The sequence below is a fragment of the Algibacillus agarilyticus genome (genome assembly GCF_003286125.1).
In the GTDB taxonomy this organism is placed as follows: Bacteria; Pseudomonadota; Gammaproteobacteria; order Enterobacterales; family Alteromonadaceae; genus Algibacillus; species Algibacillus agarilyticus.
Genome location: NZ_QMED01000004.1, coordinates 272,729 through 294,718, shown reverse-complemented (window position 1 = coordinate 294,718; position 21,990 = coordinate 272,729). Strand labels below are relative to the sequence as shown.

Genomic DNA, 21,990 nt, shown 5'->3' with positions numbered 1-21,990 from the left:
TTTAATACAAAGGACTGTTTTACGATGTCTGTTTTTTCATTGTTAGTACGCAAATTTATGCATCACTTTGCTCGCTTAAGCTGGCGAGGTATGCTTTTGATTGTGTTAACTCATTATATTGGCGGCTATTATCTTTGTATTCTCGCTGAGCAACCCCATTTAGTGACTGATTGGCACACGTATTTTCATTTTTGGATCGTGACGATCAGTACTGTTGGCTACGGTGATTTTTATGCGCAAGGTGGTTGGCAAAAAGTAGGGGTCGATATTTGGTTTATCGGTTTGGGCTTAGGTATATTTGGTTCACTCATTGGTAAAATTGCAGAACATATTTTTTATATTATTAATAGGCATACACAAGGCATGAAAAATTTTAACTCGATGACGGATCACATTGTTTTATTTTGTAACAATCGCTTAGATGCTCAACGCATTGTTGAACTTTTGCTGGCGGATACTAAACGCCAAGATCGCACTATTTTGTTATGCACGACATCGAGTGACATGCAGCATCCGATGCCCGATCATGATTCTATTGAATTTGCGGTGCTTAATAGCTTTGTCGCTCAAGCGGATATGCAACGTATTAACATACAAGAAGCGTGTCGAGTGATTATTTGTGATGACAGCGATGAAGAAAACTTAGCATTAACGGTGCATTTATCGGGTTTGGTTGCTAAAAATTGCCATATTGTTGCGCATTTTGAGAATGAAAGTCATATCGAGTCGTTGCAGCGGTTACATTTAAAAGTTGAATGCTCAACCAGTAAACGGGTAGAGCAATTGGTACGCGCTTCACAAGATCATGGGGCTACCGCATTAATTCATCAGTTGCTTAACACGCAAGTGGGGATGACACTTTATGTGATTAAATTAACTGATTTACAAATCAGTTTTAAAACGTTAAAAAGCAAACTGTACCAAGAGTTTGGCGCTGATGTTATTGGTATCGCTTATGATGAACTCGGTAAAACGTTGCAAATATTACCTAAATCTGAACCTGAAATGACCGGCGATATTTATGTTCACTATTTAAATGATGTTCGTTTATCAGCGGCAGATTTTAATCTAGTGTAATGACATTAACGGAATGGTTAGCGCTTTGTAGTATTTGTCTACTCGGCGCAATGTTACCGGGTCCAAGCTTAATGCTTATTTCCCAACAGGCTCTAAACTTATCCGTCAAGCATGGTTGTATAGCTTCGATAGCACATGCTACGGGCATTGCTGTTTGGGCTTTTGCCAGCGTGATGGGCTTATCTATCGTGTTTACAACGAGCCCATATCTCTATTCATTTTTGCTTTATGGTGGTGCCGGATTTTTATTTTGGTTAGGCTGTCGTGCTTTAATGGACGCCCCAGTAGAAGATGAAAAAAACTTAAATGAAGCACTCATTATTCCGGTTAAAGGTTTAGATCCGTCTTCTTCAACAATACCCGGTTATCAAACTGAAATTGATGAGCGTGTTTTGGGTTATGCAAAAAGTGCGTTTAAAGGGTTTAGTATTGCGTTTTTAAACCCTAAAAGTGCCATTTTTTTTACCGCTTTGTTTTCACAGTTTGTCGTTTCAGACTCACTTTCTTTTAACGCTCAAACACTCTTAATTTTGACCCCCTTTACGATAGACGCTGTTTGGTTTTGTAGCGTTTGTATTAGCCTTTCATACGTTAAATCACTTTATCAGTCTAATTTAAATTTGGGGCGAATGTCGTATTGGCTAACTAAAATAAGTGGCATATTATTTATAACGTTGGCGTTTAAAACGATTATTACGGCGTAAAGTCATTTAATTGTGGTTTATATGCTATTGCTATTACAAATTTCCGTTAATTTACTGTATCCTACGCGACTGAAAATTTTCATTAATTCTATTCTTGAAGGAATAACAAAGCATGTTTGAATCATTAGATATTCTTCCTCCTGATCCGTTATTAGGTATCGCAGCAGCTTGTAAGGCTGATCCTAACCCTAAAAAAGTTGATTTAGGTGTCGGTGTTTACAAAACCGAAGCTGGTGATACGCCAATCCTTAAATCGGTTCAACAAGCTATTACTCAGTTAACTGCAGAAGAAAAATCGAAAGTTTATATTGCACCTCAAGGTAATGCTGATTTTATTAGCGGTATGCAAAACCTAATTTTAGGTGATTTAGCGAATACAGATCGATTTGTTTCAATTCAAGCGCCAGGCGGTACCGGTTCATTACGTATTGGTTCTGAAATGATTGCTAAAGCTAACCCTAATGCAACTGTTTGGGCAAGCGATCCAACATGGGCTAACCATGTTCCTTTGATGAAATCTGCAGGTTTAAACTTAAAAAATTATCCTTATTATGATACGGCTAACAATGCGTTAAAAGCCGATGAGATGTTATCGACTATTAGTAAGTTAGGTAAAGATGATATCGTTTTATTACACGGTTGTTGTCATAACCCATCAGGTGAAGATTTAACACCTGAGTTATGGTCTGCGGTTGCTGATTTAGCGGTTGAGCGTGGTTTTACGCCATTTGTTGATATTGCTTACCAAGGTTTTGGTAAAGATTTAGAAACCGATGTTGCCGGCGTACGTGAGATTTTTGCTAAAGTACCAGAAATGATGATTGCATCTTCATGTTCTAAAAACTTTGGTTTATACCGCGAACGTACGGGTATGATCAGCTTTTTATCTGAAAATGCAGAGAAAAAAGAAGCTTGCCGTACTAATGCCTTAAGCATTGCACGTGGTATTTATTCTATGCCACCTTCATATGGTGCAGCGTTAGTTGGTTTAATCTTAAAAGATGAAAACTTAACTAAGATATGGCAAGAAGAGTTAGCTGAAATGTGTTCACGTATGAATACATTACGTACGTTATTAATTGGCAAGTTACAAGAACGTGGTGTTGAAAAAGACTTCAGCTTCATTGAACGTCAAAATGGCATGTTCTCTTTCTTAGGTATTAATAAAGATCAAATCGACCGTTTACGTTCAGAATATGCAATTTATATGGCGGGTAGCAGCCGTATTAACATTGCAGGTATCTCAAACAACAACGTTGATTATTTAGCGGATGCAATCGCGGCTGTTTTATAATATTAAAACTCGACTTAACCCACTGGCAATAATTTTGGCATAGTCGACTTAATATTTTAAATGGTTAGCCATAAAAAAACCTCTCGCGTTAGCTTGAGGTTTTTTTGTTTTTATTGGTTTATTATTAAATAATTAGACTTTTATAGTTCTAAACTCACGCATTGATTAATGACTTTGGCTGTTGTTTTTAATTTCAGCAATGCGGGTTTTCAAACTCGGGTGAGAGCTAAACCAGTTTGAAAAATTATTATCGTCTTCTGTATGCTCATCATTTTCGTTACTTGCTTGTTTGTTTTTAGTGGCGAGATAATCCTGTTCTAATAATGTTAAGACGTTGATAAACTCTTCGGCCGAACCAAAATGTTGTTCCATCTTCTGTGTTGCATAAAGATCCGCTTCTAATTCGGCTTTACGTGAATATGAAAGTGAGGTGCTCATTGTTGCGCCTTGAATTAATATTACGTTGAGCGTGGTTATATCGCCAAATAATAAAGCCATGGTTAATGCAATAATGGAAACCTGAACAAGATTTTTGATGGAGTGGTTGTGTTCGATATGACCTAGCTCATGAAATATAACCGCTGCCAGTTGCTGATCATTTTCAGCGATAGCTATCATTTTATCGGTTAAAATGATGGTACCGTTGGCAAGTGCTAATGCATTCGCGGTGTCTGGCCAATCTCTGAATAGCAACGAATACTTCTCATTGTCTAACGCTATTTTATCGTGATTAGCATCTGTTTCTGAATGGGTTGTTTCAGCGGGGGATTTCTTCACCTCTGCTACCGGTATATATTGCGCAAATAAGGTTTGTAAACGGGTTTGTTCTTCTTCGCTCAATGCTGTTGGTTTTAGTTGTTCTTCATCGAGCGTTTTAAGCGTTTCTTCGCCTACACTCTCGGCTACACTCGATGGTAATTTATTGGCGATAGTTTCTGATGCAGCTGGTATCACGTAGCTGTATATTTTATATATCAGTAAAAGCGTGATTAATATCGAGGCAAATATAATCATGCCCCATTTTTTGTGCTCTGGGTTAATGTTTGTCATGTAACTTGTCGACATAATTGATTATTCCAAAAATAAATGGATAAGTGTCGTTAGGGTAGGGAATGGCTTTACAGAGTCAGTTTAAAGCTCTTAAGAGCTTTAAACGTTTGTTTGTTCAGATGTAAGCGGCTGAGTAATTTCATTTAACGTTTGCTTCATCACATCATTATTATATTGGTGTAATATTTTTTGACTCTTAAATAGCTGCGGTAATTCATACAAGCTGATGAGTATAATTAATATCCAACCATAATATTCAATGGTGAGTATACCAATCGCGAGTACGACAATATCAATTAAGCCTTGGGTATTTTTGCCTAGATAAAAATGATGAAGACCTGTAACAAAGAAGTAATTTAATACTGCATAGGTATCGGGATCTTTTACGCGTTGAGTTTCGAGTGAATAATATTGTTTTTTTTGTTCAGGTGAAAGCTTGGCGACTTCTAGTCTAAGCGCTTCTTCTTCGTTTCTTAATGTTTGATCATCCATAATTTACACTCATTATTTTAATGGGTCGTTAATAACATCAGGGCAATCAGGTTTATTGCAGCTACAAATGCGTTTATAGCCTAAACTGATACCTTTAAATAAGCCATATTTGGTAATAGCTTGTGCGGTATATTCCGAGCAGGTTGGCTCAAAATTACAATCAATGCTGAAGTAATGTTTTGAACCGCCATTTGCCTGGTAACGGCGAATGGCGTTTAAGACAAAAGTCTTAACCATGTTTTCGGCCCAGTGTCGCAATAACAGCTTCACGAGTCCAAAATAGCATAAAACGTTTGTTTTCAATTACTTGAAATACAAGTTCCCAGCCATCTGCTGCTTCTTGATTTAGCGTTGATTCTAATTTTTTTAATGGCAACCCACTCGAACCTAATAATAAAGTCCCGCAACCGCCTTCAACAACATGAATCACTTTATATTCGTCATACTTAGCCATGTTTATTTCCTTTTATTCGTATTATTTCCAAATTGTGTGATAGTTAATATCGATTAAATCATAGCAATAAAATTAAGTGAATTTAACCACTATTGTTAATATTTTTTTAATTTATCTGACCGTTTTTAACATTTATATTAATGTGGCTTGAGTATCTCCTTCATTTATTTGAATTTTAGCGCTCTCATATTTATATGGGTTGAATACACATTGCATGTAGCACAAACATGTAGCTTAAAAGCGTTTCAATTTAAGGTGTTAACCTGCCATATAGTAAACGTTCAACCCAATTGCGTAATAGGCTTGTCTTTAGCCGGGTTTGCTCAACCAATGAGTATGTGCTGTTTGTCTAGATTAAAGTTTTGTTTATTTTCAGGATAGCCGGTTTCAGTGACTGGGTGAATCTAATTTCGGTGAAATAGGCAATGCTAACTATTGGAATTTATGCAGAGCGTTTGTTGGTAATTGAAAGGGTTTTAAGTGGGGAAATAAAAAAGCCTACATTAAATAATGTAGGCTTTTAAAATTTACATATTAAATATAATTATTTAAGCTCGGTTTAGAACTTGTAAGTGGCACCAAATGTGACACGACGGTCAGGTAAACCAACGAAACATAATAATGAATCTTCAGCTACACAGTATTGGTCAATGCGCTCTTCCGTTAAGTTAACCGCTTCAACACCTACGTTTAATTGCTCAGTTACATCATAGTTTACACTGGCGTTAAGTTGACCACGGTCAGCTGTAACAGCAGGGAAACTTAGTGTACTACTACCTGATGTATTTGCGCCGCCACCAAAATCTTGTGTGCGGAACGCTTCACGCCAGGTGTAACGTACACGTGCTGATAAATCATATTTTTCATAGTAAAGCGTGAAGTTATATGCATTTTCAGAGAAGTCTAATAAACCACGCTCAATTGATACATCACCTAATACTTGCTCACCACGCCCTGATGTTGAATCAACGATTGAACCACCTTTATAGTCTTGAATTGTGTAGTTAGCAACCACACCAAAACCTGAAGCCCAACCTAATTCATTTTCAAATTCAGATAAACCATATTGGAATGCGAATTCAAAGCCTGATTGAGTTGTCTTTTCGTTATCGTTACCTTGTGTTGTTATATCAACACACATACCTAACTGATCGGTTAAGTTTGGATCGCCTAAGATACCTGGTACAACTGTTGGGTTATAGAAACCACCGTCTTGACAAGGCGCGCTTGCATCACGATATAAACCACCGGTTGCTCGGTCATCTTCATAAAGTTTTGCACCTTCAAAAGCAGTACCGAAGATATTAGTACGATCTTTAGTAAAGTAACCCACACTTAATACCGCAGCATCTGCAAAATACCATTCTGCCGAGATATCGAACGATGTAATTTCTTCAGGTTCTAGGCCAGGGTTACCTAAAGCAACCGCTGAGTTTTCGTCTGGTGTTAGTGAGTAGCCTGAGCCTAAACGATTAAAACCTGGGCGATTGATATCTTTACCATAACTTAATCTAATTAATAAGTCCTCTGCTGGTTCCACGATTACACCTAAACGTGGTAAAACAAAGTTATAGCTACCGGTTGCTGACTCAAGTGTATCATCTGGTCCATAACCTGTTGAAGTAACGTCTGTTTTTACATAACGTGCACCAAAGTGACCGCGAACTATATCGTATTCAAAGTTAGCTTGTGCATAGAATGAAGTTGTATCTTCTTCAATGTCACGGAATGCACGTATGTCATCTTCTGGGATTAAGTCATGTCGACCGTCAGAGTTTTTCTCTCTATTTTGATTGGCAAGATGGGTATCAACCGCTTGTTGAAGAATGTTTATCGTACCTTGTGGGTCTTGGAATGAGCGATCTGGGTCAAGTAATAAAAAGTCTGATACAAACAAGCTTCTGCCATCGGCATCGCCGTAATTACTTGGGCCTTTAATTAATAATTCACTGAATAAAGCACCATTTGGGCTATCGGCCATACTGCTAAAGCCACCAATACGGTCATCAATATCATGGAATTCACTGGTTGTATTACTGAAACGGTAACCTACATCAACCGTTGTTATAAAATCGATTGCGTCTATAAAGTATTCGGCATCAATTCTGAAAGCTGTATCTGAGTTCTCTGTTGTATTATTACCAAAATCAACTTGATCTAATACCATATTGGCAGGGTTAGTTAACTCGGCCGCTGATGGTGCCCAAGATGAATTGCTGTCAATACCCCACGAAAGCGAACCACCTCTTAAATCATAAGCAATTGGCGTACAGTTTTCATTACGTGTATTGCCGTCAATGGTACACTTAGGGTTCATAAAGTTAACAGTGGTGCTGAGCGTCGGGTTTGATGTTTCTGCTTTTGATGTAGAAAGTTCAGCACTTAATTTAAGGTTATCACCTTGCCATTCACCACCTAACACAAAAATGTTGTTATCTGTAACACGTGAACCTGTTTCACTTGAAAAACGTAAATTGGGGTTTTCTTGTGTCGGTGTATCTAAACCAATAGTACCGACAAGTGCGGCTTGATACGAACCGATATTAACACCGCCAACCGTACCATAATTGATCGTTTCAAATTGACTTGGTACATTAAGCTCTCTAAAAGAACTTACACCCGATGCTTGTACTCGGTAATTATCACGACTACGTTCTTGTGAGTTCATAATCGCATCAAAATGAAATTTTGTATTATCGTTAGGAGCCCATTCTAAAGTTGCTGCAAGGTTAGTTGTTTCATAATCATCATTTTCTTGTTCTTGTACTAAGAACTGAATGCCTTGCCATTGATCGGGTGTGCCAGCTGGCACTGTTACACCATTATCAGCAACATCTGAAGCTTGAACTAAGTTATCACGGTCAGTACGAGGACGGAAAGAAACCGCTTCTTGCTCTGTATAACTACCACTAACAACAAAGCCGAATTTACCCGCATTTGTTTCCCATGTATCACCAAAAGCACCAGAGAATCTTGGTTGAATACCTTCTGTACTTAAACTGCTATCTTCACCTTGAATACGAGCTGCAATTAATGTTTCGGTTAATTCTAATGGGCGTACTGTGCGTAAATTAACGATACCACCAACAGAACCTTCAATAGATTTTGCATCAGGTGCTTTCGTTACATCAACACCGGCAATGATTGATGCGTTAACGTCTTCAAAACTAATACCACTTCGGCCTGAACCTGAACTTACCGTTGCAACACCATTAATTAATACGCGGTTAGAGTTTGAACCACGAATTTGTACACCGGTACCGATACCGGCTGAACGGGTAATTTGAATACCTGTGATGTTTTCTAAAACTTCCGCTAAATTTTGATCGGGTAGTTTACCAATATCTACCGCATCAATAACTTCAACTAGGTTATTTGAGCTACGTTTTTCATTTAACGCGCTAATTAAAGCACCACGGATGCCTGATACTTCAATTACTTCTACTTCTTCTTCTGCAGCAAAAGCACCGGCAGAAGCGGTCAAAGTCGCTGCTGAAAGTACTGATAGTGCAATTTTATTAAATTTGAATTGCATTTTATATCCCCTTTGATTTGGTTGTCGTATTAACAAAAATCAATTATTTATGTTATTAATTTGTGATTGGTAAACCAATGTTTATGTTTTTTGTTAAGCTTGCTTAACATAGGTCTAACAAATAATTGCACAAGATAATTAAATGATCAAGTTTTATGTAATAACAATTCAACTAACCAGTGTGTACATTTGGTAATAAAGGTTGGTTTTGTTTGGTCAGGGAGTTTATTTATATGCAAGTTCGGAAAATAATGTTAACAATATTCAGACGTTTAGAACGGCGATAATCAATATTCTATTTAAAAATCAATGGCTTATATTGACGGTTGTGATTTGGTCGTAATGTATAACAACGATTAACATATATTTATTATAAATATAGTTCAGTTATTGGTTTTTGTGGTTAAAGTGTTGTTTAATTGTTATTTTTTTTGTGTTTTTAATTTAAAGGTTTAATTAACACATATAAAAATATTTTATTTTTACTGGTAAACCACTGCTTATAAAGGTCAGGTCAACTAACCTGTCAAACAATCAAAGGTTAAGTGAATCTTTCGCTTATCTTACTTAGTGTTATTTATAGTTGTTAATTCCAACCGTTACATTTGCTTAATCATTAAAATTAAACCAAGCTTAGTTGTATGATTTTATTATTAATTATGTTGTTTCTTTAATGATTTCTGCTGAGTTTGTAGCGCATCGGGGTGATTGCTCTGGCCACATAGAAAATACGTTATCGAGTATTCGTTCTACTTTGATGGCGGGTATTCGCTTAATTGAGATTGATGTTCAGCTGTCTAAGGATGGTGTGCCTGTATTATTTCATGATCGCACACTCGACCGGTTAACTCATACGAAAGGGGCTGTTGCTGAACTAAGTCTATATGAATTACAACAACTCAGGTTGTATTCAACTCAAGAAAGCGAAAATGAAAAAACGCGACATAATTTTGCAAGTATCCCAACTTTAGATGACGTTATTGCGCTGGTATTACAATATCCAAGTGTACGGTTATTTGTTGAAGTGAAACGTATTAATTTTCTCTTTTTTTCTTATCAGTATGTGATGCATCAATTATTACCTTGTATTACCCCTGTAAGCGAACGAACTATTTTACTCAGTTTTTCGTATCGCTTTTTACGCTATTGTCAACATGATACAAATTACCAATTGGCTTATGTGTTACCCAATTGGTCAAACCTAAATGCTAAAATGTTAAATAAACTCAAGCCGGATTATATTTTTTGTAACCACGAGTTGATACCTATTAATTACCCATTTTTGAATGACCAATATATTTGGGTTTTGTATGAAATAACGGATTTGCAGGCATTGCAGCATTTTTACCAACGTGGTGTTAGGTATTTTGAAAGCTTTGATTCAGTTAATTTAAAAAAGGCATTACAGCATGCAGCATTATGATGTAACCATTATCGGTGGCGGCATCGCTGGTGCCGGCGTTGCACAAGCCGCCGCCGCTGCGGGCTATCGAGTTCTATTAATTGAGAAAGGTGAATTTGCCAAACAAACATCAGCTAGTTCAAGCAAATTAATACATGGTGGATTACGCTATTTAGAAAGTGGCCAAATCAATTTAGTCTATAGTGCATTAAAAGAAAGACGCGCATTACTTAACTTAGCACCTGACTTGGTTAAACCTATCCCATTTTATATTCCGGTTTATCAACATTCGCTACGAGGGAAGTGGCTATTACGTGCTGGGTTATTTTTATATCAGTGTTTATGTTTTGGTGATAAGTTAAGCGAATTTTCAGAATTGAATAAAAAAGATTGGTCATCATTATCGGGATTAAAAACAGATGGCCTTAAAGCTGTTTTTCAATATTGGGATGCGCAAACGGACGATCACTTTTTAGCCTTAGCGGTTTTAAATAGCGCAGAAAAATTGGGTGCTTCGTTATTAGCTGATACGACTTTGTCTCACTGCCAAGCGAATGCCAACGGTTATCAACTGAGCTATCATCGTAATAATTGCGCTGACGATCTCACATTGGTTCAAACATCGATGATCATCAATGCGGCTGGGCCTTGGGTTAATCAGATTTTGCGCTTATTAGCGCCTAATATTGATGAATATCCGATGGATTGGGTGCAAGGCACTCACATCGAGATAGCGGTACCGGCTTTATCTCATATTTATTATCTTGAATCGCATCTTGATGACCGGGTTATATTTGTCATGCCTTGGCGTGGTCATACTTTGGTAGGCACAACCGAACATGTATTAAAAAACTTACCCGATAAAATCACCGCCACCGATGCTGAAGTTGATTATCTTATGGCTATTTTTCAGCATGGGTTCCCTGAATATCAAAATATCCGTCCTCAAATTATTAATGTTTTTGCTGGCGTGCGTGTATTACCCAAAGCGCAAGGCAAGGCTTTTAACCGTCAACGTGAAAGTGTTATTTATCAAGACGCAACGCAGCCTACTATTATTAGTTTATACGGTGGCAAGCTCACTACCTTTAGAGCAACCAGCAAAAAGGTATTAAAAAAAATAGCGAGCCAATTAGGTAAAAAACAGGCTATTGCTAATATTGATGAATTACCGTTAACTAATCCAAAGCGTTGATATTTATTAAATATAGAGACTTGTGGTTTAAGAAAGCCAATTTATTACCGCGTTGTGGTATTTAATTTTCTGCCAATATTTTGTTCATAGCTTGCTGCCAAAGATGAAAACGTTGTGTTAATTGGGGGTTAGCTATAGGGTCAAACTTGACTTTTTTGTGCCCGCTTGATGAATTTTCAAACAACCATTCATTCCTATTTGTGTATTGATTTTTAAGCAACCAAATTGCGCCTAAGGCGCTAGCCTCTATTTGCGGTTTTCTGATTATAGAAATCTGCGTTAAATCGGCGAGCATTTGACAAATATCATCGCGATTAGCCATACCACCTGAAATCAATATTTGAGTTAGGTTGGATGATTTACGGTGTAAATGCTTAACGTTAACGGTGATCAAAAAAGCAATGCTTTCGATCACCGCAATTATTTTGCTTACGTTGCTATCGAGGTCTGTTTTAATAATGGGTATTTGTGCTAGATCTTTATGTGCTTGAATGAATGACCAAGGTAAATTTGAACGCCAATAAGGGCTGCCTAAGCCGCCTATCGTATTTATAAATAACGGTATGGCTTGTTGCTTAGTGTTGTAAGCATTAATTTTTTGTGGGTCAAGTGATAATGTTTTGGCCATTAAGTCCAGTGCTGCGCCTGCACCATTAACGGTTCCTTCATAAATAAATTCGTACAAAAATTTTGCATGTTTTACTTGTTGCTGAGCATACACCAAACTGCAAAGCATATTTTCAGGAGGGGCCAAACGCGCATTTGATGGCTGTTGCCAAGCGTTTATAAATGCACCTGTTCCAATGTTTACTAATAGCTCGCCTGTTTTTGGTTGACCATAAGCAAACAATGCGGCTGACTGATCACCGGTTAATAAAGTTAGCGGTATCTTGTTAGTTTTAAAAGGTATATACCCATATAATGTGTTCGATGGCTTAATTGTTGGCAAACATTGCTTTTCTATTTTAAATAATGCCAAAAGCTCATCATCCCAATTTATACCAACACTATCATTTCTAAAATGGCTAGCTGATTGTTGAGGTAAACTGCAGAGTAGGGTGCGTGACGCATTAACAGGATCAACACGGTAATCAAAATTTTGAGTCAAATGAGCGACTAAATAACTAGCCAGCGGTAAAAATAGCAATTCATTTTTATGACTCGCTCGTTGTACCGCTGGGTTATTGAGTAATAACCAACGCATTTTACTTGCGCCATAATGGGCACTCGCTCGTAATCCCGTTTTTTGATTGAGCCATTTCCCATCAATATTGAGATCATTGAGTAGGTTAGCTCCTCTAGTATCTTGCCAACTTATTATATTGGTTAATGGTTGATGTGTTCGTGAATTGATAGCAATGAAACTCGAACGCTGAGTTATGAGGCTTGCCGCTGTTATTGTGATCGTTTGAGTGGTCAGCTTTTTGCCACATTCTGCGATAGATTGCCTGATCGAAGCGATGACTTCACCTGGTTCTTGTTCTATAAAAGTGCAATCACGACTTGTTTTTACAGCAACAGCTGCCTCTGCATAAATTGAACCTTGTTCATCTGCTAGTATCGCTCTAGAGCTACTGCCACCTTGATCTAAGCTTAAAAAATACAAGTGTATACTCCTATTTTTTTTATTTTAGTTTAGCTTAACTTATTGATAAGCCGACATTTGTTTGCACTCAAATAAAAACAACTAGCTGTTAAAAGCTAGAAAACATGCACTTTTAAAGTGCGTTATTAATCATTAATTTAAATAGTGCGATAATTAAAATGCAAAAATAAATTTATTTTTATTTTAAGTTTTTGATTTTATTGCCTTTTGTAAATGTGGTTCGTTGCTTGCTATACCTCTACTGACTAACGTTAATAAGCAATTTTAAGTTTTAATTTTAATGTCTTTTTTATAGAGCATTGGGATTAACACTTGTTATATACAACAAACTGGCATTTTTAAATGTACTTAACTATGTCGGTTTAGCTTATTAATATAAGTCATCCATCACTTAATTAATAAAAAGAGAGCTATTATGTCTTATTTAGAACCATCAGAGTTTGCAAAAAAAATGGTAGACGCGGGTGAACAGAAAATTTTCATGTCCACCAAAGATACCTTGATACGCGCTTTTATGGCGGGTGCAATATTAGCGTTAGCCGCTTTTTTTGCTATCACCGTTATAACAAAAACGGGTAGCCCAATTTTAGGTGCTATTTTATTCCCTGTTGGTTTTATCATGTTGTATCTCATGAAATATGACTTGCTCACAGGTGTATTCACGTTGGTGCCACTTGCTGTCATCGATAAAAGACCGGGTTGTACCGTTAAAGGGATGCTTCGCAACTGGGGTTTAGTTTTCTGTGGAAACTTTGCCGGCGCGCTAACAACTGCATTTTTTGCTTCATTTATACTGACTTACGGCTATCAAATTGATGGCGGTGCAGTCGCAGAAAAAGTAGCGACTATCGGTGAATCTCGTACATTAGGTTATAAAGAACAAGGTTTTGGCGGTTGGATGACTATATTCATTCGCGGTATGTTATGTAACTGGATGGTATCTATGGGGGTTGTAGGTGCAATGATTTCAACTTCTGCTGGCGCTAAAATTGCAGCAATGTGGATGCCTATTATGCTGTTCTTCTTCATGGTATTTGAACATTCAATCGTTAACATGTTCTTATTCCCATTCTCAATGATTATGGGTGGTGATTTCCATGTAACGGATTACTTCATCTGGAATGAAATTCCTACAGCACTTGGTAACTTAGTAGGTGGTTTCTTATTAGTCGCCTTACCTATCTATTACACACACGTTCGCGAAAGCAAGAAACGCGCTGCTTAATTTTCCAATGATGTTTGCTGGCATAGTTAATTAATGCCAGCAATTTTTTTGAATTATTAAATTTGAAAAGGATAAAAGAATGAACCGTAATGAAGTCACTGAATTAATCATTTTACAAAAACAAGTAAAAAATTTAACTTGGCCACAATTGGCTGAAGCTGTTGGTCAGAGCAAAGAGTGGACAACCGCTGCGTTATTAGGACAAATGACGCTAACTACTGAGCAAGCAACGACGGTAGGTGAACTTTTAGATTTACCTGAAGCTGCTGTTGCCCAGTTGCAAGTTGTACCTTATAAAGGCTCGTTACCAACCGCAGTACCAACTGACCCATTAATTTACCGTTTTTACGAATTAATCAATGTATACGGTACAACATTTAAAGCATTAATCCACGAAGAGTTTGGCGATGGTATCATGAGCGCTATCGACTTTGATATGGATTTAAGTCGTCAAGAAGATGCGAAAGGTGATAGAGTTAAAATCACGATGACAGGTAAGTTCTTACCTTATAAAAGCTATTAATAAATCGACTGACGGAGTATCACATCATGCCTAATCAATTAGCTATTGCGGTTGGGCAATATTCTGATAAAGGCCGTAAGGCTGAAAATCAAGATTTTCATGGTGTGATGATCCCAAGTGAGCCGCAATTATCCACTAAAGGTATTGTCGCTGCTATTGCAGATGGTATTAGCAGTAGCCAGGTTAGCCACATTGCAAGTGAATCGTCAGTCAGAAGTTTACTTGAAGATTATTATTGTACTTCAGAGACATGGTCAGTTAAGAAGTCAGCAATGAAAGTCTTGAGCGCAAACAACTCTTGGTTGCATTCGCAAACCCAAAAAAGTGAACACCGATACAATAAAGATAAAGGTTACGTGTGTACCCTTAGCGCGCTAATCATTAAATCAAATACCGCTTATACCTTCCATCTTGGCGATAGCCGTATATACCACTTTCGAGGGGGTCGTGGACAATTATTAACAGACGATCATCGAACGTGGGTTTCTAAAGAAAAAAGTTATCTTAGCCGAGCCATGGGCATATTTCCCCAGTTTGAACTTGATCACGAATCTTTAAAAATTGAAAAAGATGATGTGTTTATTTTAGCAACCGATGGCGTATATGAGCATCTTGATAAAGAAAGTATGTATGACATCGTTCAGACGTATGGTGATGATCTAGACGGAGCGGCCGCTAAAATGGCTACATCGGCTTTATCTGATGGGAGTGAGGATAACCTGAGTGTACAAATCATCAGAATAGACGACCTCCCGAGTATTGATGCGCATGAACGCTTGAAACAGCTCACCGAGTTGGCGTTTCCGCCGGTACTTGATGTTCGGGGGGAGTGTGATGGTTTTAAAATATTGCGAGTGTTGTATTCTAGCAGTCGTAGTCATGTCTATCAGGCTGTAAATTTACAATCCGATACGGATTTACCCGTTGTTATTAAAGCCCCATCAATTGAATTGAAAGATGATCCTTCTCATTTAGAACGCTTTTTAATGGAGGAATGGATCGCTAAACGCATTAATAGTGCGCATGTGTTAAAACCAGTTGAAGTTCGCCGAGAAAGAAAGTTTTTAATAACGGCTTTTGAATATATTGAAGGGCAAACCCTGACTCAATGGATGATTGATAACCCCAAACCGAGTGTTCAAGCTGTACGCGCTATTGTGGAGCAAATAGCGAAAGGTTTACAGGCATTTCATCGTTTAGAAATGTTGCACCAAGATTTACGACCCGAAAATATCATGATTGATAAAACGGGGGTCGTAAAAATAATAGATTTTGGTTCCACTAAAGTTGCTGGTGTGATGGAAATGACACAATCAATTGAGCATCAAAATATTTTAGGCACTGTGCAATACACGGCGCCTGAATATTTTTTAGGAGAGGCTGGCACCGCAAGATCCGATTTATTCTCTTTAGCGGTTATTACCTATCAAATGTTAACCGGATGTTTACCCTATGGTGATAAAGCCGCTAGGGCTACCACTAAATCTGCTCAAGATAAATTACGATATAAAACGGCATTACATGATGAGCGTGATATTCCTGCTTGGGTTGACGACACGTTAAAAAAGGCGTTACACCCCAATCCATTTAAACGTTATCAAGAGCTTTCAGAGTTTATATTTGATTTGCGTAAGCCAAGTAAACAGTTTTTGAGTAAAACTAAACCGCCGTTATTAGAACGCGATCCTGTTGTGTTTTGGCAATGTTTGAGTGTGATGTTAATGGGCGTGATCGTGTATTTATTAGCCAGATAGTTTATGAAAAAGAAAAGTATTGGTAAGAAAGGTATTAGAAAGAAGTACTCGCCAAAAAAGCGGGCTAACAATTTGATTTAATTGTTAACCCGCGTTTAGTCTGTAATTAACCTAAAAGTTTGCCTAAACCTTCCGTTAATATTTGCTTAGCGTCTTGGCCTTTCTCTGTATCTAAATAGCTTTGAGCTGCTTTAACAAAATCACTGATCATTTCTGGTTTTAAACCAAGTGCTTCAAACTGTTTTTTTACATCGTTAATCGATTTAAGCGTATCATTATATTCAGATGCTTTATCGAGTAAGCCGCCAATCCCCGTACTGGTCGCTACATTTTGTTGACTTACATTGGGCGCTTTACCGATTAAATTATTCACGCCTGGCAATGATTTAGCTAAGTTGCCAAATTGATCTGCAGAGATGTTATTTTTGACATAATTTAGGATCGCGCCCATGCCGCCTGAAGCTTGTTGTTGATTAATGTTTAGGCTGTTTTTTAACGAATCAACTAAACCATCAGAGCTCGGTGCATCTGCAATTTTCATGGGCTTGGCGGCAATAATATTTTCCGTTTTTTGCTCTTTTGCATCCGCTTGCTCAGTACCGATACCTACAAGGCTTTTTAAACTATCAAACCAACTTTTTTCTTCAGCTAAAACGGCTGTACTAAGTGACGATAAGGCGAGTAATATAATTATATTTTTCATGTTGTTTCCATAATATTTAAATGTGTAATTTACGTGATGTCAATTTGGGGCTCAACTTATACAAGCGATGCTTGTTAGCGAAGTCCAAGTTGTGATGTTGTATTTTAACCTCAAGTGTTATGCACTTGAGGTTAATAAAATCAATTATCTACTCACTTTCTTTCGAGATAATGACTTTACGATGTGGGAATGGAATTTCGATATCGGCTTCATCAAGCGATTTTTTAATTTGCTCGGGCACTGAATATAAAATATCAAAATAATGTTCACCTGAACAAAATGGGCGGACCAAAAAATCAACAGAGCTATCGTTTAATGTTTCAACTTCAACAAAGGGGGCCGGATCTTTTAATATATGTGGGTGCTTGGTTAATACTGAATTAATCACTTTACGAACTTCATCGGTATTTTCTTTATAAGCAACGCCGAAGTGCATATCAACACCACGTATATTGTGATGTGAATGATTAATTATTTGGCTACCCCAAATCTGGCTGTTAGGGATGATGATATGCTGGTTATCAAAGGTTTTTAATATCGTTGTAAATAGGTCTATTTCTTGAACGTTTCCAAATTTTCCTGCTGCGGCAATAAAGTCACCAACCTTGTAAGGTCTGAATAATAACAACATTACACCGGCAGCTAAATTAGACAGTGTGCCTTGCAAAGCAAGACCAACCGCTAAACCGGCGGCACCGAGTAAAGCAACAATCGATGCCGTTTGTACACCAAATCGATTTAAGACGGCAATTAATACAAATGCCAGAATAATGTACTTTGCAACACTGCCTAAAAAGCGGAATAACGTATTATCTAATTTTTCGTAATTTTCACCGATGCGATTTATTATTTTGCTGGCTCTATTGGCTATAAAAAGACCAACAAGTAAAATAATAATGGCAAAAAGCACATTAGTTGCGCCACTTATAATGGCGGGGATGTATTGTTCTATTTCAATGTTGTCTATGTATTCCTGCATTTTTATTCCTTTTTATATTAAAGATTTGAGTAGAGGCTATACCTAAATATGTCAGTTGTTTATATCACTTTTATGCATGATAAGTGTTTTTACTTGTCGAGTCTATATCGTGGTTAATTTGGATTGTTGTGGCCATTTAAACAAACAATTAAAACAGTAACACGTTTCTTCATTCTTCATTTTTATTAAATTAATATTAAATATCAAATACTAAAGATGACTGTTAATTGTTAACTTTGTTGTTTTTGTTTTCATTTATGTTAGTTTTATGTTTTTAAAATTTGTTAATACAAGTTGCAACCCCTGATGAAGGTATTGTGGCTGAGTGTGTTTAATGGATTTACTTATAAACTGAATAAGGAGTTTAAATGAAAGTTTATATTATCGGGATTTTCTGGCTCGTACTGTCTAGCTTTTCATATGCTGTTGCACCTTCTATAGATGATTTTAGGCAAGCCGCCAACATTATTGATACGGAGTTATCACCAAGCGGTCGGTATTTGGCTATTTTAAAAAATGTTGAGCAAGAACGAATCATTTACATACATGATTTAGAAAATGGCGGCAATGTTGTTTCGCAGTTCGGCGATAAGATCGTTCGCCCTTTTAATTTAGGTTGGGTTAGCGACAATAAAATATTAGTCAGCATACAAGTCCCCGCTTTTAAAAGTCATGTTGAAGATGAATTAGAAGACAAGCATATTCGAGAAATAGATTATCCGTATTTAACTCGTGTTGTGGCTGTCACTATGGGTAAAGGGGGCTGGGTTGAATTATTGAGTAAAAAAAGCAAGTTAGGCAAAGTTGGCCATTTAAGTGGCATTGTGAATATTCTACCTGATGACGAAAATCATGTGATAGTGTCGGCTTGGGTTAACGGTCGTTACTTATTATATAAAGCACATGTGAGTAATGGGAAAGGTGAAAACATTGCCAGTGGGGGGCCTTATACATATCGATTTATCACTAATCGGCAAGGCCAAGTATTATACCGACTTGATTATTTAAGCACCAAAAAAGAAATTATTATTTTAGCTAATCAAGAGGATGACTGGATTGAAATTGACAGGATTTACTATAACGAAGAAGATGCTATATCCAGCGGCGCAATCAATTTAAATGATTTTAGCGGTATTACAAACGAGGGTGAATTACTTTATTTGAAACCAGATGAAACCACTGGCTTTTATGCTTTGTACAAACGTGACAAAAAAGGAAAAACGGTTTTATTTAAGCAGACTAAAAATGAAGATATTTTGGGTATTAAAACAAATAGTTACTCTGCTGAAGTCAATGGTTATTTTACCGTACAGGATGATGCGATTGTTGAGCGATCTTGGGATGAAGAAAATATAAAACACCTAGCTCACATATCAGCTCAAGTTAAAGCAACTGGCGTAATTGGGTTTCATGTTAGGTGGCGAAAGCGTTCGTCGCCTTCAGTGGTTGTATCTACCCGCGGTATGGATAATTCAGGGCGGTATTATTTGTATAATAAAGCCAAAAAACAACTTAGTTTTTTAGCTTACAAAAATGAATTTTTACTCGCTGAAAACCTCGCTATTCCGGCTAAAGTTAAATATAAAGCCAGAGATGGTCATCCTATTCCTGCTCATCTTTTACTACCACAAAATTTTGTACAAGGTAAACCTCATGCCACCGTAGTGATGCCACACGGAGGCCCATTTTCTCGTGATTATGATGAATTTGATCCTATTGCTCAATTTATTGCCACACGTGGTTATGTGGTTATTAAACCTAATTTTAGGGGGTCAAGTGGTTATGGTAAAGCTTATGAAGAAGCGGGCTATCAGCAATGGGGTCAGTTAATGCAAGATGATGTTGAAGATTCCGCTCACTTTTTAATTAAACAAGGTATTACTAATCCAAATAAGGTGTGTATTCTCGGCATTTCTTACGGCGGTTATTCAGCACTGATGGGCGCATTGAATCAAGACAAATTATTTAAATGCGCTGTGAGTGTGAATGGTGTAACACATTTACCTGAATTATTAGATCATGAAGAAGATAAATTAAAATCTAATGGCTTTAAACAAGGGATCAAAGAATTACATGAGCGCATTGGCCATCCTGCTAGTGATCGTGTGATGCTCGAGCAAAATTCACCGGCTTTACGAACCGAAGATATGAATATACCGATTTTGTTAATTGGCGGTGAAAAAGACAAAATTGTGCCTTTTGAGCAACAAGAAATGATGGAAGACGCTTTAGATGATACCGATAAAGATTTTAAATTTATTAGCTTTGAAGAAGGTCGTCATAATCCCATTTCGAATTACGAAGATATTAAACCTTTCTACCAAGAGGTTGATCTATTTCTTAAAAAGTATCTAAATTAAAATTGCTCGAGTTCGAGCCATTAAGCTAAAAATACGATGCATATTTGCATCGTATTTTTGTTTTTTTAACGTTACGAACACTTCGACAGTGTATAGGTCCTCTCATGTATCAAGGTTGTTGTTTGTAAATCTTCTTTCAAATATGCAATAGGCGGCATGGTTATTTTGCTATTATTGCTTTGCATATGCATGAGTTAGATTGATTTAGCATTGTGATCATTAACATGGCACCAAACAGCTTAATTGGAAATATATATGACAAATACGACATTAAAAGGCATTCATCATGCCGCGATTATTTGCGATGACTATGCAGTTTCAAAACATTTTTATACTTCAATATTGGGCTTAGCTGTGGTGGCCGAAAATTACCGTGCTGAGCGTGATTCGTATAAGCTTGAATTACAACTGCCTGATGGCTGCCAAATTGAATTATTTTCTTTTCCAAATCGCCCTGAAAGACCAAGTTATCCTGAAGCGAAAGGGCTTCGGCATTTAGCTTTTTCTGTTGATTCAATCGATGTTTTTGTTGAGTATAGTCAAAGCGATCGGGTTTTAGGGGAAGCCGTCAAGCTTCGAGACGCCATGAGCATATGCTCTACTATGTGATTGGGGCGAGTAAGCGCTGACAATGAACCATAAAACCTGAGCGAGAAGACTATATTTAACACAGCAAGGTGTCGTTGTTGAACCTATTCGAGTTGATGAATATACCGGCAAAAAATATACTTTTTTTGCCGATCCTGACGGTTTACCCTTGGAGTTATATGAAGGTTGAAACAAAGTTAAATTGCTTGCGTTGTGGCTTTAAATTATTTGCATGACTTGGTGGCAGAAATCTAATTTAAATAAAGTGTTGTACCTTGATTAGTCAACCACGTTAATAAAACATATGTGTGTTTTTAATTATGATACTGATTGAAATCAGGATTAAAATATACCCAAATACTTTAGATAACAAAGCTTGAGGGCATCGTTTACTTAATGGTTGCGCTAATATACCGCCTAATGAGCCCACAAGGGCAATCGTTATAATGATTTGCCAATCAAGTGTTAAAGAATACTCGGCTAGAATGGCCTGATATTGCCAAAAACCTAAAAGAGCATTGCCGCTAATAATTAATAAGCTAACAGGGACTGCTTGTCTGATTGAGCAGCCTGCAAATAACATTAAAGCGGGTACGATTAAAAAACCACCACCAACACCGATAAATCCAGTCGTAATTCCCACCATAAAACCAGTGATGATTAATTTGTGATAAACCGGCTGTATGTTTTCTCGTAATTTCGGCTGGATAATAAGTTTAGTGCCCGCGGTAAAAGTAACAACCGCGAAAAATAACATTTGTAACCATACGTCGCTTAATGACGCCAGCTTTACGCCAGCAAATGTACCTAAATAGCTAGGTAAGCTAAAGATGAGCACTAACCGCCAATTTACCTGTTTATTCATCATTGCGGGTGCAACACTAACCATGGCAATGCAAGCGATAATAATTAATGAACTGGCAATAGCGAGTTTTTCAGGTTGCTCAAACAAATACGTTAATACTGGGATCGTTAAAATGGCACCGCCTGAACCGAGTAAACCTAAACTTAAGCCAATAATGAGAGCACTGAGTATCGCAATAATCATA

General features: G+C 37.3%; 19 protein-coding genes and 1 pseudogene. 11 read left to right on the top strand and 9 right to left on the bottom strand.

All coding sequences use genetic code 11. From position 1 onward, the window contains the following. The first annotated feature begins 24 nt into the window (after positions 1–24). The 3 genes from DPX34_RS05850 (at position 25) to DPX34_RS05840 (ending at position 3,075) form a co-directional block, all read left to right on the top strand. A complete protein-coding gene (locus tag DPX34_RS05850) occupies positions 25–1,077 on the top strand; it encodes an ion channel (RefSeq protein WP_111977468.1) in 1,053 nt (350 codons plus the stop codon). Then, positions 1,077–1,781 (top strand): LysE family translocator, encoded by a 705-nt coding sequence (locus DPX34_RS05845; protein ID WP_111977467.1) that lies wholly within the window; start codon positions 1,077–1,079, stop codon positions 1,779–1,781. Before DPX34_RS05850 ends, DPX34_RS05845 begins: the two co-directional genes overlap by 1 nt. A 112-nt stretch (positions 1,782–1,893) precedes the next feature. Continuing rightward, positions 1,894–3,075: an amino acid aminotransferase gene (locus tag DPX34_RS05840; protein ID WP_111977466.1), complete on the top strand. Its 1,182-nt coding sequence runs from the start codon at positions 1,894–1,896 to the stop codon at positions 3,073–3,075. A 165-nt stretch (positions 3,076–3,240) separates the two neighbouring features. On the opposite strand, the gene DPX34_RS05835 is transcribed toward DPX34_RS05840, so the two are convergent. From DPX34_RS05835 to DPX34_RS05815, 5 genes are all read right to left on the bottom strand, one after another. Beyond that, the gene (locus DPX34_RS05835) at positions 3,241–4,140 is read right to left on the bottom strand and encodes a M48 family metallopeptidase (RefSeq protein ID WP_111977465.1); all 900 of its coding nucleotides are present in this window, start codon (positions 4,138–4,140) and stop codon (positions 3,241–3,243) included. Positions 4,141–4,224: 84 nt separating this feature from the next. Further along, positions 4,225–4,617 carry a TM2 domain-containing protein gene (locus tag DPX34_RS05830; RefSeq protein WP_111977464.1) on the bottom strand — a complete coding sequence of 131 codons (393 nt, stop codon included), beginning with the start codon at positions 4,615–4,617 and terminating at the stop codon, positions 4,225–4,227. Between the two features lie 12 nt (positions 4,618–4,629). Continuing rightward, positions 4,630–4,854, bottom strand: a complete 225-nt coding sequence (yidD, locus tag DPX34_RS05825) for a membrane protein insertion efficiency factor YidD (protein ID WP_111977463.1) — start codon at positions 4,852–4,854, stop codon at positions 4,630–4,632. Beyond that, positions 4,847–5,071, bottom strand: coding sequence for a DUF4177 domain-containing protein (locus DPX34_RS05820; RefSeq protein WP_111977462.1), 225 nt, complete (start codon positions 5,069–5,071; stop codon positions 4,847–4,849). Before DPX34_RS05820 ends, yidD begins: the two co-directional genes overlap by 8 nt. A gap of 559 nt (positions 5,072–5,630) precedes the next feature. Then, positions 5,631–8,606: a TonB-dependent receptor gene (locus tag DPX34_RS05815; protein ID WP_111977461.1), complete on the bottom strand. Its 2,976-nt coding sequence runs from the start codon at positions 8,604–8,606 to the stop codon at positions 5,631–5,633. 637 nt (positions 8,607–9,243) lie between these two features. Here DPX34_RS05815 and DPX34_RS05810 point away from each other — a divergent pair. Beyond that, positions 9,244–10,029, top strand: a complete 786-nt coding sequence (locus tag DPX34_RS05810; protein ID WP_111977460.1) for a glycerophosphodiester phosphodiesterase family protein — start codon at positions 9,244–9,246, stop codon at positions 10,027–10,029. Next, positions 10,016–11,203 carry a glycerol-3-phosphate dehydrogenase/oxidase gene (locus DPX34_RS05805; RefSeq protein WP_111977459.1) on the top strand — a complete coding sequence of 396 codons (1,188 nt, stop codon included), beginning with the start codon at positions 10,016–10,018 and terminating at the stop codon, positions 11,201–11,203. The genes DPX34_RS05810 and DPX34_RS05805 overlap by 14 nt, the downstream gene beginning before the upstream one ends. Positions 11,204–11,264: 61 nt before the next feature. Here the strand turns inward: DPX34_RS05805 and DPX34_RS05800 are convergent, their stop codons facing one another. Then, a complete protein-coding gene (locus DPX34_RS05800) occupies positions 11,265–12,809 on the bottom strand; it encodes an FGGY family carbohydrate kinase (protein WP_111977458.1) in 1,545 nt (514 codons plus the stop codon). A 415-nt stretch (positions 12,810–13,224) separates the two neighbouring features. On the opposite strand from DPX34_RS05800, the gene DPX34_RS05795 reads away from it, so the two are divergent. The 3 genes from DPX34_RS05795 to DPX34_RS05785 all read left to right on the top strand — a co-directional run bounded on the left by DPX34_RS05795 (position 13,225) and on the right by DPX34_RS05785 (position 16,311). Beyond that, the gene (locus DPX34_RS05795; protein WP_111977457.1) at positions 13,225–14,034 is read left to right on the top strand and encodes a formate/nitrite transporter family protein; all 810 of its coding nucleotides are present in this window, start codon (positions 13,225–13,227) and stop codon (positions 14,032–14,034) included. Positions 14,035–14,113: 79 nt separating this feature from the next. After that, a complete protein-coding gene (cynS, locus tag DPX34_RS05790; RefSeq protein WP_111977456.1) occupies positions 14,114–14,557 on the top strand; it encodes a cyanase in 444 nt (147 codons plus the stop codon). 26 nt (positions 14,558–14,583) lie between these two features. Next, the gene (locus tag DPX34_RS05785) at positions 14,584–16,311 is read left to right on the top strand and encodes a bifunctional protein-serine/threonine kinase/phosphatase (RefSeq protein WP_111977455.1); all 1,728 of its coding nucleotides are present in this window, start codon (positions 14,584–14,586) and stop codon (positions 16,309–16,311) included. 106 nt (positions 16,312–16,417) lie between these two features. Here the strand turns inward: DPX34_RS05785 and DPX34_RS05780 are convergent, their stop codons facing one another. Together DPX34_RS05780 and DPX34_RS05775 are read right to left on the bottom strand one after the other, a co-directional pair. After that, positions 16,418–17,014 carry a DUF2780 domain-containing protein gene (locus DPX34_RS05780; RefSeq protein WP_111977454.1) on the bottom strand — a complete coding sequence of 199 codons (597 nt, stop codon included), beginning with the start codon at positions 17,012–17,014 and terminating at the stop codon, positions 16,418–16,420. Between the two features lie 148 nt (positions 17,015–17,162). Continuing rightward, complete coding sequence (locus tag DPX34_RS05775; protein WP_111977453.1) at positions 17,163–17,993, bottom strand: mechanosensitive ion channel family protein; 831 nt, start codon at positions 17,991–17,993, stop codon at positions 17,163–17,165. A 368-nt stretch (positions 17,994–18,361) separates the two neighbouring features. On the opposite strand from DPX34_RS05775, the gene DPX34_RS05770 reads away from it, so the two are divergent. The 3 genes and pseudogenes from DPX34_RS05770 to DPX34_RS22340 all read left to right on the top strand — a co-directional run. After that, the gene (locus tag DPX34_RS05770; RefSeq protein WP_111977452.1) at positions 18,362–20,353 is read left to right on the top strand and encodes an alpha/beta hydrolase family protein; all 1,992 of its coding nucleotides are present in this window, start codon (positions 18,362–18,364) and stop codon (positions 20,351–20,353) included. A 255-nt stretch (positions 20,354–20,608) separates the two neighbouring features. Further along, entirely contained in the window at positions 20,609–20,962 is a 354-nt protein-coding gene (locus tag DPX34_RS05765; protein ID WP_111977451.1) for a VOC family protein, read from the top strand. A gap of 52 nt (positions 20,963–21,014) precedes the next feature. Next, a pseudogene (locus tag DPX34_RS22340) lies at positions 21,015–21,131 on the top strand (VOC family protein); the annotation flags it as partial. Positions 21,132–21,233: 102 nt separating this feature from the next. On the opposite strand, the gene DPX34_RS05760 reads toward DPX34_RS22340, so the two are convergent. After that, positions 21,234–21,989, bottom strand: coding sequence for a sulfite exporter TauE/SafE family protein (locus DPX34_RS05760; RefSeq protein WP_111977450.1), 756 nt, complete (start codon positions 21,987–21,989; stop codon positions 21,234–21,236). Between the last annotated feature and the right edge of the window lies 1 nt (position 21,990).

What these genes read in the sequence shown, in the direction of transcription:
- DPX34_RS05850 (WP_111977468.1), top strand. Translation starts at nt 25, where the DNA reads ATGTCTGTTTTTTCATTGTTAGTACGCAAATTTATGCATCACTTTGCT.
- DPX34_RS05845 (WP_111977467.1), top strand. Translation starts at nt 1,077, where the DNA reads ATGACATTAACGGAATGGTTAGCGCTTTGTAGTATTTGTCTACTCGGC.
- DPX34_RS05840 (WP_111977466.1), top strand. Translation starts at nt 1,894, where the DNA reads ATGTTTGAATCATTAGATATTCTTCCTCCTGATCCGTTATTAGGTATC.
- DPX34_RS05835 (WP_111977465.1), bottom strand. Translation starts at nt 4,140, where the DNA reads ATGTCGACAAGTTACATGACAAACATTAACCCAGAGCACAAAAAATGG.
- DPX34_RS05830 (WP_111977464.1), bottom strand. Translation starts at nt 4,617, where the DNA reads ATGGATGATCAAACATTAAGAAACGAAGAAGAAGCGCTTAGACTAGAA.
- yidD (WP_111977463.1), bottom strand. Translation starts at nt 4,854, where the DNA reads ATGGTTAAGACTTTTGTCTTAAACGCCATTCGCCGTTACCAGGCAAAT.
- DPX34_RS05820 (WP_111977462.1), bottom strand. Translation starts at nt 5,071, where the DNA reads ATGGCTAAGTATGACGAATATAAAGTGATTCATGTTGTTGAAGGCGGT.
- DPX34_RS05815 (WP_111977461.1), bottom strand. Translation starts at nt 8,606, where the DNA reads ATGCAATTCAAATTTAATAAAATTGCACTATCAGTACTTTCAGCAGCG.
- DPX34_RS05805 (WP_111977459.1), top strand. Translation starts at nt 10,016, where the DNA reads ATGCAGCATTATGATGTAACCATTATCGGTGGCGGCATCGCTGGTGCC.
- DPX34_RS05795 (WP_111977457.1), top strand. Translation starts at nt 13,225, where the DNA reads ATGTCTTATTTAGAACCATCAGAGTTTGCAAAAAAAATGGTAGACGCG.
- cynS (WP_111977456.1), top strand. Translation starts at nt 14,114, where the DNA reads ATGAACCGTAATGAAGTCACTGAATTAATCATTTTACAAAAACAAGTA.
- DPX34_RS05785 (WP_111977455.1), top strand. Translation starts at nt 14,584, where the DNA reads ATGCCTAATCAATTAGCTATTGCGGTTGGGCAATATTCTGATAAAGGC.
- DPX34_RS05780 (WP_111977454.1), bottom strand. Translation starts at nt 17,014, where the DNA reads ATGAAAAATATAATTATATTACTCGCCTTATCGTCACTTAGTACAGCC.
- DPX34_RS05775 (WP_111977453.1), bottom strand. Translation starts at nt 17,993, where the DNA reads ATGCAGGAATACATAGACAACATTGAAATAGAACAATACATCCCCGCC.
- DPX34_RS05770 (WP_111977452.1), top strand. Translation starts at nt 18,362, where the DNA reads ATGAAAGTTTATATTATCGGGATTTTCTGGCTCGTACTGTCTAGCTTT.
- DPX34_RS05765 (WP_111977451.1), top strand. Translation starts at nt 20,609, where the DNA reads ATGACAAATACGACATTAAAAGGCATTCATCATGCCGCGATTATTTGC.
- DPX34_RS05760 (WP_111977450.1), bottom strand. Translation starts at nt 21,989, where the DNA reads ATGATTATTGCGATACTCAGTGCTCTCATTATTGGCTTAAGTTTAGGT.